The 15,747-nt window shown below is 71.8% G+C and carries 15 protein-coding genes; 7 read left to right on the forward strand and 8 right to left on the reverse strand.

Annotated features, from left to right (window positions below):
* Both ABJI51_RS14805 and ABJI51_RS14810 read left to right on the forward strand, forming a co-directional pair.
* Nucleotides 1–1,551: a TNT domain-containing protein gene (locus ABJI51_RS14805; protein ID WP_348951147.1), complete on the forward strand. Its 1,551-nt coding sequence runs from the start codon at nt 1–3 to the stop codon at nt 1,549–1,551.
* Entirely contained in the window at nt 1,548–2,387 is an 840-nt protein-coding gene (locus ABJI51_RS14810) for a ferredoxin (protein ID WP_348951149.1), read from the forward strand. The genes ABJI51_RS14805 and ABJI51_RS14810 overlap by 4 nt, the downstream gene beginning before the upstream one ends.
* Before the next feature lie 194 nt (nt 2,388–2,581).
* Here ABJI51_RS14810 and ilvA read toward each other — a convergent pair whose 3' ends face one another.
* Nucleotides 2,582–3,784 (reverse strand): threonine ammonia-lyase, encoded by a 1,203-nt coding sequence (gene ilvA, locus ABJI51_RS14815; RefSeq protein WP_348951151.1) that lies wholly within the window; start codon nt 3,782–3,784, stop codon nt 2,582–2,584.
* Between the two features lie 95 nt (nt 3,785–3,879).
* Between ilvA and ABJI51_RS14820 the strand changes: the two genes are divergently transcribed.
* Both ABJI51_RS14820 and ABJI51_RS14825 read left to right on the forward strand, forming a co-directional pair.
* The gene (locus ABJI51_RS14820; RefSeq protein WP_348951153.1) at nt 3,880–4,152 is read left to right on the forward strand and encodes a hypothetical protein; all 273 of its coding nucleotides are present in this window, start codon (nt 3,880–3,882) and stop codon (nt 4,150–4,152) included.
* A 109-nt stretch (nt 4,153–4,261) separates the two neighbouring features.
* Complete coding sequence (locus tag ABJI51_RS14825) at nt 4,262–4,738, forward strand: pyridoxamine 5'-phosphate oxidase family protein (RefSeq protein ID WP_348951155.1); 477 nt, start codon at nt 4,262–4,264, stop codon at nt 4,736–4,738.
* A 163-nt stretch (nt 4,739–4,901) separates the two neighbouring features.
* Here ABJI51_RS14825 and ABJI51_RS14830 read toward each other — a convergent pair whose 3' ends face one another.
* From ABJI51_RS14830 to ABJI51_RS14850, 5 genes are all read right to left on the reverse strand, one after another.
* Nucleotides 4,902–6,059: a cystathionine gamma-synthase gene (locus ABJI51_RS14830; protein WP_348951156.1), complete on the reverse strand. Its 1,158-nt coding sequence runs from the start codon at nt 6,057–6,059 to the stop codon at nt 4,902–4,904.
* Nucleotides 6,060–6,122: 63 nt separating this feature from the next.
* Nucleotides 6,123–6,638, reverse strand: a complete 516-nt coding sequence (locus ABJI51_RS14835; RefSeq protein WP_348951158.1) for a hypothetical protein — start codon at nt 6,636–6,638, stop codon at nt 6,123–6,125.
* 262 nt (nt 6,639–6,900) lie between these two features.
* Entirely contained in the window at nt 6,901–8,415 is a 1,515-nt protein-coding gene (locus tag ABJI51_RS14840) for a hypothetical protein (protein WP_348951160.1), read from the reverse strand.
* Between the two features lie 127 nt (nt 8,416–8,542).
* A complete protein-coding gene (locus ABJI51_RS14845) occupies nt 8,543–9,913 on the reverse strand; it encodes a cystathionine beta-synthase (RefSeq protein WP_348951161.1) in 1,371 nt (456 codons plus the stop codon).
* Nucleotides 9,914–10,211: 298 nt separating this feature from the next.
* A complete protein-coding gene (locus ABJI51_RS14850) occupies nt 10,212–11,153 on the reverse strand; it encodes a pentapeptide repeat-containing protein (protein ID WP_348951163.1) in 942 nt (313 codons plus the stop codon).
* Between the two features lie 137 nt (nt 11,154–11,290).
* On the opposite strand from ABJI51_RS14850, the gene ABJI51_RS14855 reads away from it, so the two are divergent.
* The 3 genes from ABJI51_RS14855 (at nt 11,291) to ABJI51_RS14865 (ending at nt 13,825) form a co-directional block, all read left to right on the forward strand.
* A complete protein-coding gene (locus ABJI51_RS14855; protein WP_348951165.1) occupies nt 11,291–11,560 on the forward strand; it encodes a hypothetical protein in 270 nt (89 codons plus the stop codon).
* A gap of 50 nt (nt 11,561–11,610) precedes the next feature.
* Nucleotides 11,611–12,510: a glycosyltransferase family 2 protein gene (locus tag ABJI51_RS14860; RefSeq protein WP_348951166.1), complete on the forward strand. Its 900-nt coding sequence runs from the start codon at nt 11,611–11,613 to the stop codon at nt 12,508–12,510.
* Between the two features lie 94 nt (nt 12,511–12,604).
* Nucleotides 12,605–13,825, forward strand: coding sequence for an acetyl-CoA C-acetyltransferase (locus tag ABJI51_RS14865; protein ID WP_348951168.1), 1,221 nt, complete (start codon nt 12,605–12,607; stop codon nt 13,823–13,825).
* A 69-nt stretch (nt 13,826–13,894) separates the two neighbouring features.
* Here ABJI51_RS14865 and ABJI51_RS14870 read toward each other — a convergent pair whose 3' ends face one another.
* A complete protein-coding gene (locus ABJI51_RS14870) occupies nt 13,895–14,602 on the reverse strand; it encodes an LppU/SCO3897 family protein (protein WP_431605618.1) in 708 nt (235 codons plus the stop codon).
* 192 nt (nt 14,603–14,794) lie between these two features.
* Nucleotides 14,795–15,628: a Bax inhibitor-1/YccA family protein gene (locus tag ABJI51_RS14875; protein WP_348951171.1), complete on the reverse strand. Its 834-nt coding sequence runs from the start codon at nt 15,626–15,628 to the stop codon at nt 14,795–14,797.
* Nucleotides 15,629–15,747: the final 119 nt, after the last annotated feature.

The following is a 15,747-nucleotide window of genomic DNA, read 5'->3' on the forward strand; positions in this document are numbered from 1 at the left end:
ATGCCTCGTGACGCCTCGCAGTGGCGGGAGCAGTCGCACGAAGTGGGCAACGCCCTCGCTGACGCCGCACCCCCGGGGTGGCGGCGGATCGACCTGGTCAGCCGGGTCAACGTCGACGTCCAGGACTTCGTGCTCACGGTGCTGATGGAGGACGGCAGGCAGGCCGCCGTCGCGGTGCCGGACCAGGTGGCGCCCGCCGTCCGGCGCATGCGCGACGCGTTCCACCAGCCGGACGACGGCACGTGGTTCTCGATGCGGTACCTGCTCGACGCGCCCGGCCGCATCCAGACGCTGTTCAACCTCGACTGGGACCCGCACTGGTCGCCCGCGATCGATCCGGCGGGCTGGGTGCGCGACCTCGACGCGTACCCGCGCGCGCCGGAGAACATCCAGCCGTGGCTGCGTGCGCGGCTCGCCGAGGCGGGCCGTCCGGTGCCGGACGACGTCCCGGTCGCGCGGCCGTGGCCGCCGCTGGACCCGGAGGGCCAGAACTGGTACTGGCAGCAGATCTCGAACATCGTCGCGATGTCGGTGCCGCCGGACTGGACGCAGGTGATGCTGACCTACCGGGCGATCGGCGAGCACGCCGAGCTGCCGGTGATGGTCCGCCGGATCACCGACGGCGGGCTGTACCTGTGGGAACCGCCGTCGGAGGTCCGGGAGCTGCTGGCGGCGCTGCGGGCCGGGATGTACCGCGAAGGCCGGGGCACCTGGTTCCAGGTCGTCGCGCACGTCGCGCTCAACTCCAGCGTCGAGTACACCTACACGTGGGACGACGAGCCGGCGTGGGACAGCCCGCGGCCGGTGGCCGAGTTCGCCCGTGAGCTGGCGCGGTTCCCGCGGACCCCCGACATGGTGCCCGCCTGGCTGGCCGAGGCGGCAGGCCCCGCGGATCCGGCGGCCGCGGACAAACAAGCCGTGCGCGCGGCCGAGGACGCGGCGGCCGAGCTGGAGATCCCGGCCGCCCGCTACCGCATCGGCGAAGTGGCGGACGGCGCGTGGTGCCTGGTGCGGGAGGGCGACGGCTGGGCGGTGTTCCGCGCACAGGGCGGTGACCGGCTGGAGGCGGCGGCGTTCCCGACCGCGGTGGCCGCCGCGCGCTACTTCGTCGGGCACCTGTACCTGAACCGCGTCGCGCTGCGGGACGAGCTGCCGCCGGACGCGAAGCGCCCGACGGAGGACTGGCCGATCCAGCCCGCCGACAACGACGCGCCGCTGGCGATGTACAGCGGCAAACGCCTGGTCACGCTGCCGCCGGGCACCGAGCTGGACCGCTACGGCGACCCGGACGGCAACACGCTCTACGCCGCGCGGACCGAGTGGCCCCACCGCTCGGAACCGGCCGAGGTCCAGGAGTGGGCGTACCACGTGTACCGCCTGCGCCGCCCGGTGCGGGCGCTCACCGGCACGGCCATCGCCTGGTACGACCAGCCCGGCGGCGGGACGGCCTACGTGCTGGAGCGGTCCGTGGCCGACCTGCTGGCCGAGGACGCCATCGAGGAGATCCCGCAGGCGACGACCCGGCCGCCGGCCCCGGACGGGCGCGGATGAGCACGCCACCGGTGCCGCTGGGACCGGACCAGCAGCAGATCGTCACCCGGATCGGCCAGGGGCTGGCGGCGATGGCGCCGCCCGGCACCTGGCGCCAGGTCCGCGCCGAGTACCGGGCGGCGGGACGGCACATCGAAGCCGACGTGGTCGTCACGGGCCAGGACGGGGTGGCCCGCCCGCTGCCGCCGCCCCCGGAGCTGCTCCAGCTGCTGGGCACGCTGCGCGCGGGGATGTACCGGCCGGGCGTGGGCACGTGGCTGAGCGCGGCACTGACGGTGGACGCGGTCCACGGCGTCACCGCGGACTTCGTGGCCGACCGCGAACCCCAGTGGCGGCGCACCCCGCCGCCGCTGGGGTTCCAGGATGAGCTGCGGGCGTTCCCGCGTGCCGAGCAGCACGTCCCGCCGTGGCTGCGTGAGCGTGCCGCGGTTCCGCCCCCGGTGGACGCCCAAGGCGTCCGGACCCCGCGGATCTACGACGGCCTCGACGCGGCGGGCAGGCCGCTGGTACGCCGTCAGCCGCTGGTCCCGGCCGAGGCCGAGCGCATCCTGGCCTACCTCGACGCGGCGCCGGTGATCCTGGCGTCCCGCAGCAACGGCCCGGACGCGTTCGCGCCCGAGCGCACCGACGCGGTCCCGATGAACTTCCGCACCGACGGCGCCTGGGCGTGGCCGGGCGCGGTCGCGTACTACCTGCGTGAACACGGGGTGCCGCCGGACCCGGACCTGATCGCCCACATCCGCGCCCGGCGCTTCACCGCCCCGGCCGAGGTCCCGGAGGCCGCCAAGGACCTCGCCTTGGCGGCGCTCACCGGCGGGCCAGGTGTCGGGGAGTAGCGAGAAGGCCGCACGGGGTCGTGAGTGGTAACTAGGGTTAGAACCCTCTTTTTCACTCACGACCTGCGCGATCCGGAGGCCGCCAGGGACCGGGCGCCCATTGGCGAGCCCGGAATTGTCGGTCCCCCGGAGTAACGTTGAAACCGGGGGTCCCCCAAGCGGCGGGGGCCGTCTTTGGCGTGCCCGGCAGCGGGTCAGACCACGGTGTAACCCGCGTCCGCCAGGGCGGCCTCGACCTCCTTGCAGTGCTCCGGGCCCCGCGTCTCCAGGGCCAGCACGACGTCGGCCTCCCCGAGGTCGAGGCTGCCGGAAATGCGGGAATGCTCGACGTCCAGGACGTTCGCGCCCAGCTCGCTGACGCAGGACAGCACCGCGACCAGCGAACCCGGGCGGTCCGGGACGCGCAAGCGCAGGCGCAGGTAGCGGCCGCCCGCGGTCATGCCGTGCTGGATGATCTGCAGCAGGAGCACCGGGTCGACGTTGCCGCCGGACAGGATGGCCACCACCGGTGGCTCGAAGGCGCCCGGGTGCTGCAGCAGCGCCGCGACCGTCGCCGCGCCGGCCGGCTCGACCACCAGCTTGCGGCGCTCCAGGCACAGCAGCACCGCGCGGGACAGGGACTGCTCGGTGACCGTCACGACGTCGTCGACCAGCGACTCGACGTGGGCGAAGCTGACCAGGCCCGGCTCGCCGACCGCGATCCCGTCGGCCATGGTCGCGGTCGTGCTCAGCCGCACCGGCGCGCCCGCGGCCAGCGACGGCGGGTACGCGGCCGCCTCCTCGGCCTGGACGCCGACGACGCGGACGTCCGGGCGCAGCGCCTTCACCGCCGAGGCGACCCCGCCGACCAGCCCGCCGCCGCCGGTGGCGACCAGGATCGTCTTCACCCCCGGCACCTGCTCGAGGATCTCCAGGCCGACCGTGCCCTGGCCGGCGATGACGTCCGGGTGGTCGAACGGGTGGATGAACACCGCGCCGGTCCGCTCGCCGAACTCGATCGCCGCCCGCAGCGTCTCCTCCAGCAGCGCGCCGTGCAGGTGGACGTCGGCGCCGTACCCGCGGGTCGCGGCGAGCTTCGGCAGCGGGGCCCGCAGCGGCATGAAGACCGTGGACTTCGCGCCGAGCAGCGACGACGCCAGCGCGACGCCCTGCGCGTGGTTGCCGGCGCTGGCCGCGACGACGCCGCGCTCGCGTTCGGCGTCGGTGAGGCCGTGGATGCGGGTGTAGGCGCCGCGGATCTTGAACGAGCCGGTGCGCTGCAGGTTTTCGCACTTCAGGTGCACCGGGCCGCCGTGCAGCCTGCGCAGGTCGCGCGCGTGCTCCATCGGCGTCACCCGGGTCACTCCTTTTAGGAGCTCCCGGGCGGCGCGGATCCGCTCGAGGGTGACGAGTTCCATGGGCCGGACTATGCCACTCAGGAACTCCACAGGTTGACCGGACCGGGAGCCGGTACCCTGGGACACGTCAACACGCGGTAAACAGGGAGCTACTCATGACACCGGGGAACGACGCGGACACCGCCCGCCGGGCTCGCGCGACCCGCTCCGCCGGTCTGCTGCCGCTCGTGATCGGCCTGGCCTCCGCCGCCGCGCTCACCGGCGCGGCGTACCTCACCGTGGACAACGCCAGCTGCGGCACCCCCGCCCAGTACATCCGCCACGACAGCCACGTCGAGCTGGTCGGCGGCTGCGTCGACGGGTCGAAGCTGCCGGCCACCGGCACCGCGAAGACGGCCGCCGCGGGCCACGGCGACTACAACCCCTGACGAGTTTTCCGCGCCCGCGGCGCTCTTGCCTGCGGGGTTACCCCGATGTTCCCCTGGGACAGGAAAGTGCCTTCTTCCGCGGGTTCGCGCCTCCGGCGATGATCAAGGCATGACACAGACGACCTTCGAGCCGGGCCGCGGTCCCGGGCCCGTCAAGCCCGCCGAGGAGGCCGTGAGCCGCCTGCTCGCCGCCCACAACCTGGGTGCGCTGGCGACGATCAACCGCGCGGGACACCCGCACCTGTCCACCGTCGCGTACGCCTGGGACCCGGCGGACCGCCTCGTCCGGATCGGCTCCACGCTGGGCCGGGCCAAGGTCCGCCAGCTCGCCCGCAACCCCCGCGCGTCGCTCTACGTGAGCAGCGCCGACCACATGGCCTTCGCGGTCGCCGAGGGACTGGCGGAGGTGTCGCCGGTCAGCTCGGTGCCCGGCGACGAGACCGGCCGCGAGCTGCTGGCCATGCAGGCGCCGTTCGACAACCCGGAGGACGAGGCCACGTTCTTCCGGAACATGGTCGAGGACCAGCGGGTGGTCATCAAGCTGCGGGTGGACCGCCTCTACGGCGGCGGCCTCGACCTCGGCTGACCGATCGGCCCGAACGCCCCAATGTGGCCTTCGGTGCACCGGTGAACACAGCGGCGCGAAGCGCCTCCCTTGAGGGCGGCGGTGGGGCATGGGCGGAGCAACCAAGGCGGCCTTGGGTGCGTTGAACGCACCGAAGGCCGCCTTGGGGCGTTTGGGGACTGACTCAGCCGAGGGCGGCCAGCAGGTCGGCGACCAGGTCGCGGCCGTCCTCGATGCCGACCGACAGGCGGAGGAGGTCGGCCGGGACCTGCAGCGTAGAGCCCGCCGTGCTGGCGTGGGTCATCTTGCCCGGGTGCTCGATCAGGGACTCGATGCCGCCGAGGGACTCGGCCAGGATGAACAGCTTCGTGCGCGACGCCACCTCCAGCGCCGCCTGCTCGCCGTCCGCGTGGCTGAACGACACCATCCCGCCGAAGCGGCGCATCTGCTTGGCCGCCGTCTCGTGGCCGGGGTGCTCGGGCAGGCCCGGGTAGTAGACCTTCGTCACCTTGGGGTGCTTGACCAGCGCCTGCACGATCTTCTCGGCGTTGTCGCTGTGCCGCTCCATGCGCAGGGCGAGCGTCTTGATGCCGCGCAGCGTCAGCCACGCGTCGAACGGGCCGGGGACCGCGCCCGCGGAGTTGCGCAGGAAGAAGAACTGCTCGCGCAGCTCGTCCTCGTTGGTGACGACGGCGCCGCCGACGACGTCGGAGTGGCCGCCCAGGTACTTCGTCGTCGAGTGCAGGACGATGTCCGCGCCCAGCGCGAGCGGGTTCTGCAGGTACGGCGTCGCGAAGGTGTTGTCGACCACCAGGCGGGCGCCGGCGTCGTGCGCGACGCCGGCCAGCGCGGCGATGTCGGCGATGCCGAGCAGCGGGTTGGTCGGCGACTCGCACCAGATCAGCTTCGTCTCGGGCCGGATGGCCGCGCGCACCTCGTCGAGGTTCGCCAGGTCGGCGACGGTGTGCTCGACGCCCCACAGGCTGAGCACCTTGTCGATCAGGCGGAACGTGCCGCCGTACGCGTCGTTGCCGAGCACGAGGTGGTCGCCGGGGCGCAGGGTACTGCGCAGCACCACGTCGGACGCGGCCATGCCGGAGGCGAAGGCCAGCGCGTGCCGTCCGCCTTCCAGCGAGGCCAGCGCCTCCTCCAGCGCCGAGCGGGTCGGGTTCGCGGTGCGCGAGTACTCGTAGTCGCCCTCGCGGGTCCCGCCCACGCCGTCCTGCGCGTAGGTCGAGGTCTGGTAGATCGGCACGATCACCGCGCCGGTGCGGGGGTCGGGCTTCTGACCGGCGTGGATCGCGCGCGTCTCGAAGCCCAATTCGGAGTAGTCGTCCACCATGCGTTCAGCGTACGGCCCGGCCCCGGCATTCCCGTCAGGTGGGATGGATCTCAGTGCGGCGTCTCACCAGCCGCGCGGCGAGTAGGCGCCCTGGCCCGACAGGACCGGCAGCGACGGCGTGCGGTAGCGCAGGTAGCGGAACGTCGGCGGCAGGAACGCCAGCACCAGCACGAGCACCGCCAGCGCGGCCAGGACGAGCCGGTCCACCATCGCGAAGCCGCCGTGCGTGAACATCGCGTCGACGAACCGGCCGAGCGGCACCTTCATCGACGGCGGCTCGGTCAGCAGGGCACCGATCGCCAGCAGCGCACCGGCACCGAGCAGGACCGCGCCCGCCGTGGCGCGGAACAGCGTCGACAGCGAGCCGAGCAGCAGCACGAGCCCGGCGACGAGGTAGCCCGCGAGGTCGGCCAGCACCAGTCCCGGCAGTGCGCCGAGGCTGAATTCCGCGGGCATGTCGAGGAACGTCCGGATCGGCACACAGCCCGCGGCGATCGCGGCCGGAATCCCGAGCAGGCCGGCGAGTACCGCCGTTACTCCGGATGGCCTATTCGACGAATACGAACGCGGACCGCTCACAACTCCCCCATCGCAAGACCCTCGGGACGACGGCGCTCACCCTAGTCCGAAATGGGGGAAGTGGTCCGGAAAAAGAACGGAATTCGACCGTACGGCGGAACCCAAGATCATTTTTGTGCGGTAGCGGCAGAAATCCTGTCACATGATCGGCAGTGGGACTGCTATTCGGACTTCGTCCTTTTCGGACAATTGCGTATTCGGCCATGAATGCAGCGTGCCCCGGAGCCGAATGGGCTCCGGGGCACGAAAGCGGTCCGCTACCTCACCACTGCTGCTGCGGCGGCTGGCCGGGCTGGCCGAACCCGCCGCTCGGCGGGCCCTGCTGGCCCGGCGGCTGGCCGAAGCCCTGGCCCGGCTGCTGCGGGTAGCCCTGCGGCGGCTGGCCGTACGGCTGCTGGCCCGGCTGGCCGTAGCCCGGCTGCTGCTGGCCCGGCTGCCCGAAGCCTCCGGGCTGCTGCTGACCCGGCTGCGGGAAGCCGCCGCTCGACGGCTGCGGGAACCCGCCGCTGGACGGGTTGGGGCCACCCGGCTGGCCGTAGCCCTGCTGCTGGCCGAAGCCCTGCTGCTGCCCCGGCTGCCCGAAGCCCTGCTGGGGCTGGCCGAAACCGCCCGGCTGCTGCGGGCCGCCGAAGCCCTGGGGCGGGCCACCGAAGCCCTGCGGGCCGCCCGGCGCGGCACCGCCGCCACCGAGGCCGACGAACTGCGCGGTGCCCGGGACGAGGCCGAGCACACCGACGATGAGGATCAGGATGCCGATGATCAGCGGCGGCAGGCCGAGCCCGAAGGTGTCCTTGGCGGACGCGGACATCCGGGCGAGCGCGTCGGCGTTCGGCGTCATCCCGATCTTCAGCAGCAACGCGAAGAGCGTGAGGAGCGCACCGCCCGCGGTGACCACGATCGGGACGATCTTCTTGAGCCCGCCCAGCTTGCCCGCCAGCGCCAGCCCGACGCCGCCGGCGAGGGAGATCAGCGACGCCAGCAGGATCATGATGACGTAGAACCAGACCAGGCCCGGCCCGATGAGCCCGGCCTCGTCGAGGGCCTTTTCGATCAGGTCCTTCGCGCCGCCGTCGAGGAGCGACGAGTAGTCGCTCGCGTCGCCCATGTAGCTGAACGAGATGATGAGCGCGATCAGCGCGAGCAGCGCGACCACGCCACCGGCGATGTAGCCGAACAGGCCGTTGCCACCGCCCGCGGCAGGCGCGGCGCCGAACGGCTGCGGCGGCCCACCGAACCCGGGACCACCACCGAAACCCTGCGGCGGCTGGCCAGGCTGACCCGGCTGGCCGAAGCCCTGCTGGGGCTGGCCGAAGCCACCCGGCTGACCGGGCTGGCCGTACGCGCCCGGCTGGCCGAAGCCGCCCGGCTGCTGGCCGAACGCCGCGGCCGGGTTGTCGGCCGCGCTCGGCGGCGGGGTGTACGGGATCGCCGGCGGCTGGGAGCCCGGGGGCACCAGCTGCGTGGAGTCCGCGACCGGGGCGTCGCCGCCGCCGACCGGGTTCACCATCTGGGTGGCGTTCGCGTCGACCGGCGGGACCACCTGGGTCGCGCCCGCCCCGCCGTCACCCGGCTGGGCGGGCTGGACGACCTGGGTCGGCTCCGGCGTGTCCCCGAACGGGGATCCGCCCTGGGACTGGCCGGGCTGGCCGGGCTGCACGACCTGGGTCGGCTCGGAAGCGCCGAACGGGCTGTCCTGCTGCGGCTGGGGGCCACTCGGCGGACCCTGAGGTGGCTGGCCGCCACCCCACGGCTGATTCGGTGGCTGCGGTGCACTCATGTGGGTCTTGAACCCCCTTGACGATGACGCGAAAGTGTTCTACTCGCGCCCACGCTATCGGATCACCCGGCGGGGCGCTCGTAACGCCCCTGCCGGGTGAGCCGATCAAACCCCTTCGGGGCTCGGGTCAGCGGCCGGCGAGGAAGCCCAGCAGGTCGTGCCGCGTGACGACACCGGCGGGCTTGCCGTCGATCAGCACCAGCGCGCCGTCGGCGCCCTCCAGCGCCCGCATCGCCGCGCTCACCTGCTCGCTGCCGCCGATCGTCGGCAGCGGCGGGGACATGTGCTGCTCCAGCCGGTCGGCCAGCTGCGCCTTGCCGGTGAACAGCGCGTCGAGCAGGTCGCGCTCGTTGACCGCGCCGACGACCTCGGCCGCCATCACCGGCGGCTCCGCGCTGACCACGGGCATCTGGCTGACGCCGAACTCCGACAGGATCGCGATGGCCTCGGCGACCGTCTCGTTCGGGTGCGAGTGCACCAGGTCGGGCAGCGAGCCGCTCTTCTTCGTCAGCACGTCGGCGACCGTCGCGCCCGAGGAGTCCGGCGGCAGGAAGCCGTAGGAGGACATCCAGGTGTCGTTGAACACCTTCGTCAGGTAGCCGCGGCCGCCGTCGGGCAGCAGCACGACCACGACGTCGTCCTCGGTGAGCCGCTCGGCGAGCTTGAGCGCGGCGGCCACCGCCATCCCGCAGGAGCCGCCGACCAGCAGGCCCTCCTCCAGCGCGAGACGCCGGGTGATCTGGAAGGAGTCGGCGTCGGAGACCGGGATGATCTCGTCGGCGATGTCGCGGTCGTAGGTGTCCGGCCAGAAGTCCTCGCCGACGCCCTCGACCAGGTACGGGCGGCCGGTGCCGCCGGAGTACACCGAGCCCTCCGGGTCGGCGCCGACGACCTGCACGGCGCCACCGCTGACCTCCTTGAGGTACTTGCCGGTGCCGGAGATCGTGCCGCCGGTGCCGACGCCCGCGACGAAGTGCGTGATCTTGCCGTCGGTCTGCTTCCACAGCTCCGGGCCGGTCGAGTGGTAGTGGCTCTCCGGGTTCTGCGGGTTGGCGTACTGGTTGGGCTTCCAGGCGCCGTCGATCTCGCGGACCAGCCGGTCGGAGACGTTGTAGTAGGAGTCCGGGTGCTCGGGCGGGACCGCCGTCGGGCACACCACGACGCGGGCGCCGTAGGCCTTCAGGACGTTCCGCTTGTCCTCGCTGACCTTGTCCGGGCAGACGAACACGCACTGGTAGCCCTTGCGCTGGGCGACCATGGCCAGCCCGACGCCGGTGTTGCCGGACGTCGGCTCCACGATCGTGCCGCCGGGGCGCAGCTCGCCGGAGGCCTCCGCGGCCTCGATCATGCGCAACGCGATGCGGTCCTTGACCGAGCCACCCGGGTTCAGGTACTCGACCTTGGCCAGCACGAGCGGCTTGAGCCCCTGGGTCAACGAGTTCAGCCTGACCAGCGGGGTGTTGCCCACGAGGTCGGCGATGTGCTCTGCGTACTCCACGACCACCAGCCTAAACGGCGCACCGGTGGCGTTGTCCACTCGTGCGCGATCGGGCGCCGGGGGAACTCCGGGTGCGCGCCGGTGATGCCGGGCCGCGAGCGCGAGGCCGGACCGCTCCGGCGAAGACCGCCGTCGGCCACCAAGCCGCTCGTCTACGCCGGTCGCGACCCGGGGGCCGCCGCACGCTGAGCCGTCATCCCGTCCCGGAGGGGTCCCCTGACGCCGTTTCCGATTGCCATCGCCAGTTCACCTCTCTCTCGTGCGGGAATGGCGACGTCCTTGCCTTGATGCGACGATCCTAACGTCCCTCCGGTTGCCCCGGAACGTCCTTTCGTGTCAATTGTGACCTGCCGGGCTCGCCGTCGATCGGCCGTTCTTCCCAGCCCGGTGGCCAGACCCGCGGGAATCCCTGCGTCGCTTCGGCACCGGCGAGCCGGGCCGTGGACTTCCGGCCGAAATCCGCCGGACCTGCGAAAACGGCGCCGTTGAAACTTTCGCGCTCGCCACCGAAAACGGTTCCGCGGAAATCGGCGCGGTCCCGGAACTGTGCCTTGTTGAAGTCGGCCTTGGTCCGGAATTCGGTGCCGCGGAACGTCGTCAGCTCCAGGAACGTCGTCTCGTAGCACGTGATGGACCGGATCGAGCAGTGCGTGAGGGTGAGCCCGACGAGCGTCGCGCCGGAGAAGTCGAGGTCGATGTCCGGCCAGAAGGCCTCGTTCGGCCGGTCTTCGGCGCCGGGCCGCAGGTGCAGCAGCAGGATGCGCTGGGCGGCCTTGCGGACCTGCAGCTCCTCGGCGTTCTTCGGGATGTGCTTGTACGGCATCCGCAGGTAGGCGCAGAGGACGTTGACGATCGTCTGCCGGTGCTCGGGATACCCGGCGGCGAGCCGTTCCAGCGCGTACAGCCCGGCGAGCCGGACCGGTGCCTTGTCGCTGCCGAGCTGGTCGGCGGCCTTGCCGTAGATCTCGGTGACGCGGCGTTCGGTGGCGTCGTGGTCCTTCTGCGCCAGGTCCAGCTCGGCCGACCGCTGCCGCCGCGCGGCCAGCAGCAGGGCGGCGGCACCCCCGGTGCCGACGACGATGTTCGCGGCGGTCCGCAGCGCGTCCAGGCGCGCCGAGTCCTCCGGGCGGCCCCCGCCGAGGAGGATCAGCAGCAGCGCCGCGGCACCCGCGGCGACCACCAGCATCCCGACACTCCAGAGCACGATCGTCCGGGTGCGCAGTACGGACCGGTTCGCCACGACGGTGATCCTTCCACCGGAAGATCGCGCAACAAACCCTCGGCGGCCGCGGGCTGTCCCGGTGGCGCCTCGCTGGAACGGTGGCTCTGGCAAGGGTCCGTTCACCGGAGGTGGCCGTGAAACGCAAGATCGCAGGAATGACCGGAGCCGTGCTGGCCCTGGCCACGGGAGGTCTGATCGCGCTCGGGACGACGCCCGCGAGTGCCGTCGACACCGGGTACTGGATCCGCTCCAGCTTCACCAGCTCGACGCCTCCGCCGTACGACGCGCTGGTGGCGGACACCCGGTCGGCCGCCGACGCGAAGTGCGTCGACACCTACGGGTTCAGGGCGCGCGAGGTCAAGCCGGAGGCCTGGGGCGGCGGTGCCGGAAACTGGCAGCTGTTCTGGAGGTGCTACCGCAACTAGCGGCGCGCTCTGCCAGGATCTCCCCCGTGCCGACGCGCGGGGGAGATCGAATGCGGATTGCGATGACGCTGCTGGTGCGCGACGAGGCCGACATCGTCGCGGCGACCATCGAGCACCACCTCGCCGCCGGTGTGGACATCGTGGTGGCCACGGACAACGGCTCGGTCGACGGGACCGTCGAAATCCTGGAGCGGTACCGCGACGCCGGCGTGCTCGAACTCCACCACGAACCGGCACAGGACTACGAGCAGAGCCGCTGGGTGACGGCCATGGCGCGGCGGGCCGCGCTGGTGCACGGCGCGGACTGGGTGCTCAACGGGGACGCCGACGAGTTCGTGTGGCCGTCGGCGGGAGACGACGTCGGCCGGACCGCGCTTCCCGACGCGCTCGCGGCGATCGGCCCGGAGTCCGGCACCGTGGAGATGGTCCGGGACAACCTGGTCGCCGATCCGGAGCGGACCGGCCTGTGGGTCCACACGCACGTCCTGCGGGACAAGCTGTCGCTGTCCGCGCGCGGTACCCGGATCGGCAACAAGGTGTGCCATCGCGGCGACCCCAAGGTGACGGTCGCCGTGGGCAACCACAGCGCGTCCGGTCCCGCCCTCGGCCCGGGTACCCCGCAGCGGCCGCTGACGATCCTGCACGTGCCCGACCGCGGGCTGGCCCAGTTCACCCGCAAGGTCGCCAACGCCGGCTCGGCGTTCGCCGCCAACGACCGGCTCGACCCCGGCATCGGCTGGCACATGCGGGAGGACTACCAGCGGCTGCTGGCCGGTGAGCTGGCCGCGACCTGGGCCGCGCGGCAGCCGGACGGCGCCGCCGTCGCCGCCGGTCTCGCCGACGGCAGCCTGGTCCGCGACGACCGCCTGGCCCGCCGGCTGACCGACCTCCTGCCGCACGCCGTCGTCCCGGACGCGCTGAAGGCGGTCCTGACCGGCAGCGGCGCCTGAGCAACCTCACAGCAGCTCCGGCTTTCTCCCCGGTGCGGCACGCGGCAGTATGGTGAGCAACCGCTTAGACCGCGATACGAGGATGTGTCACGTCATGCCTGAAGCCGTCATCGTCTCCACCGCGCGCTCGCCGATCGGGCGCGCCAACAAGGGCTCGCTGGTCAGCATGCGGCCCGACGACCTGACCGTGCAGATGGTCCGTGCGGCCCTGGACAAGGTGCCGCAGCTCGATCCCGCCGACATCGACGACCTGATGCTGGGCTGCGGCCTGCCGGGCGGCGAGTCCGGCTTCAACATGGGCCGCGCGGTCGCCGTCGAACTGGGCTACGACCACCTGCCCGGCTGCACCATCACCCGGTACTGCTCCTCCAGCCTGCAGACCACCCGGATGGCCTTCCACGCGATCAAGGCCGGCGAGGGCGACGTCTTCATCTCGGCCGGCGTCGAGACCGTGTCGCGGTTCTCGAAGGGCAGCTCGGACTCCTGGCCCGACACGCACAACCCGCTGTTCGCCGACGCCGAAGCCCGCACCAAGGCGACCGCCGAGTCCGGCAGCGACACCTGGACCGACCCGCGCGAGAACGGGCTCGTCCCCGACGTCTACATCGCGATGGGCCAGACCGCGGAGAACCTGGCCCGGCTCAAGGGCGTCACGCGCGAGGAGATGGACGAGTTCGGCGTCCGCTCGCAGAACCTCGCCGAGAAGGCCATCGCGGACGGCTTCTGGGCCAAGGACATCACCCCGGTGACCCTGCCGGACGGCACGGTCGTCTCGAAGGACGACGGGCCCCGCGCCGGCGTCACCCTCGAAGGCGTCTCCGGGCTGAAGCCGGTGTTCCGCCCGGACGGCCGGGTCACCGCGGGCAACTGCTGCCCGCTCAACGACGGCGCCGCGGCGCTGGTCGTCATGTCCGACACGAAGGCACGCGAGCTGGGCCTGACGCCGCTGGCGCGGATCGTCTCGACCGGCGTCACCGGGCTGTCGCCGGAGATCATGGGCTACGGCCCGGTCGAGGCGTCGAAGCAGGCACTGTCCCGCGCGGGGCTGTCGATCGGCGACATCGACCTCGTCGAGATCAACGAGGCGTTCGCCGCCCAGGTCATCCCGTCCTACCGGGACCTGGGCATCGACCTCGACCGGCTGAACGTCAACGGCGGCGCGATCGCCGTCGGCCACCCGTTCGGCATGACCGGCGCCCGGATCACCACGACGCTGATCAACTCGCTGCAGCACCACGACAAGCAGTTCGGCCTCGAGACGATGTGCGTCGGCGGCGGCCAGGGCATGGCGATGATCCTGGAACGCCTTTCCTGACCCGGAAAAGCGTGAAGGCCACCTTGCGGAAGGACGACTTCCGCAAGGTGGCCTTCCCCGCGTCGACGGCTAGTTCGTCTTGACGCACATCGTCGTCGGGGGCTGCGGGTACACCGCCACGCGCGTGGCCTCGGTGCCGTCGCAGACGCTGTCGCTGGCCTGGCCTTCGACGACCTTCACCAGCTCGCTGTCCTTGGTCGGGTCCGAGCACGGGACCTTCACGTAGCCCTTGGTCTGCGAGCTGAAGTTCGCCAGGCAGTCGCCCTGCTTCGCGTTGATCATCAGGCACAGCTTGTAGGAGCTGCGGCCGGTGACCGAGTAGGTGTCGTAGCCGGCGTTGGAGCCGCCCGGGCAGTCGTCGGAGGCCTTGTCGAGCTTGACGGCGATCTTGACGTTCGCCTTCGGGTCGTTGCAGTCGGCCTTCGTGGGGTCGCTGCCGCGGGTGAACTCGGTGACCGACAGGCAGTCACCGGCGTTGGCGCTGGCGGGCGACTTGGTGAACGAGATGATCCCGATGACGGCGGCGACGATGACGACCACGCCGATCACGGCGAACCGGATGATCGCGCCGGTCTTCGACTTCTTCGGCACCGGCGGCGCGGGCGGGAACTGCCCCGGGACCTGCCCCGGCGGCGGCGGGAACTGCCCCGGCGGCGGGCCGTACTGGCCCTGCGGCGGCTGTCCGGGCTGGCCGGGCTGGCCGGGCTGGCCGGGCTGGCCGAACTGCTGCTGCGGCTGACCGCCGGGAGGCGGCCCGTACGGATCGGGCTGACCCACCGGCTGCTGGCCCCCGGGGGCCGGAGGGGGAACGCTCACTGTGAACCTCACACATGTGAAATGAAGACCGACCGGCACATCCAACACGCAGGGTGAAATCGGTCCGCAGCGGGGTCCACATATGGACGAATTCCGACAGAAAAAGCGCCCCGTTGGTTACGGAGCGCTTTCGCTGTGGAACTGTGAGCCAGGTTACTCGCGAAGGTAGGACAGCAGGCGCAGGATCTCCAGGTACAGCCAGACGAGCGTCGTCATCAGGCCGAACGCGGTGTACCAGGCCCACTTCGACGGCATGCCCTCGCGGATCATCCGGTCGGCCTGGTCGAAGTCGAGCAGGAAACTGAACGCCGCGATCCCGATGCAGACGAGGCTGAAGACGATGGCGAGCGGGCCGCCGTCGCGCAGCGGGTTGAAGCCGAAGGCCAGCGCGCTGATCAGGTTGAACAGCATGAGGACCGCGACACCGACGGTGGCGCCGACGATCCACTTGGTCAGCTTCGGCGTCACCTTGACCGCGCCGGTCTTGTAGACCACGAGCATGCCGATGAAGACACCCGCGGTACCGATGATCGCCTGCAGCGCGATGCCCGGGTACAGCGCTTCGAACACGGCACTCAGCGCACCGAGGAACAGGCCTTCGGCGGCGGAGTACGCCAGCGTCATGGGGCCGCTCGGCTTGCGCCGGAAGATGATCACCAGCGAGAGGACGAGCCCGACGAGCAGGCCGCCGACCATCGCGCCGAGGACCGCGCCGGGCAGCGGGCCGTGCGGGTTCACCTGGGGCAGCGCCCAGACACCCGTGATCACCCCGACGAGCAGCGCGACCCCGAGGGACATGCCGGTCTTGACGACGACGTCGTCCACCGTCATCGGGCGGTCGTCCGCGCCGGAGGCGGTCGGGCCAGGGCCGTACCCGGGCACGCCGCCCTGGGGTTGGTTGAAGCCCACCGGGGGCCCGTACTGCCCGTAAGTCTGGGTTCCGCCGTGGGGCAGGTTGCGGAACGCCGGGTTGCTACTGGAACGCACCTGATCCTCCTGGATCTGCTGCTTTGTGGATCAACGCTGCATCGGGTTCAACGACCGCCGGAGCCGCACGGTTCCCGTCGAGTAAAGACGACTTTACTCGACTTCGCGCCCCTGGCCAC

It is taken from the genome of Amycolatopsis melonis (assembly GCF_040064235.1).
Lineage (GTDB): Bacteria > Actinomycetota > Actinomycetes > Mycobacteriales > Pseudonocardiaceae > Amycolatopsis > Amycolatopsis melonis.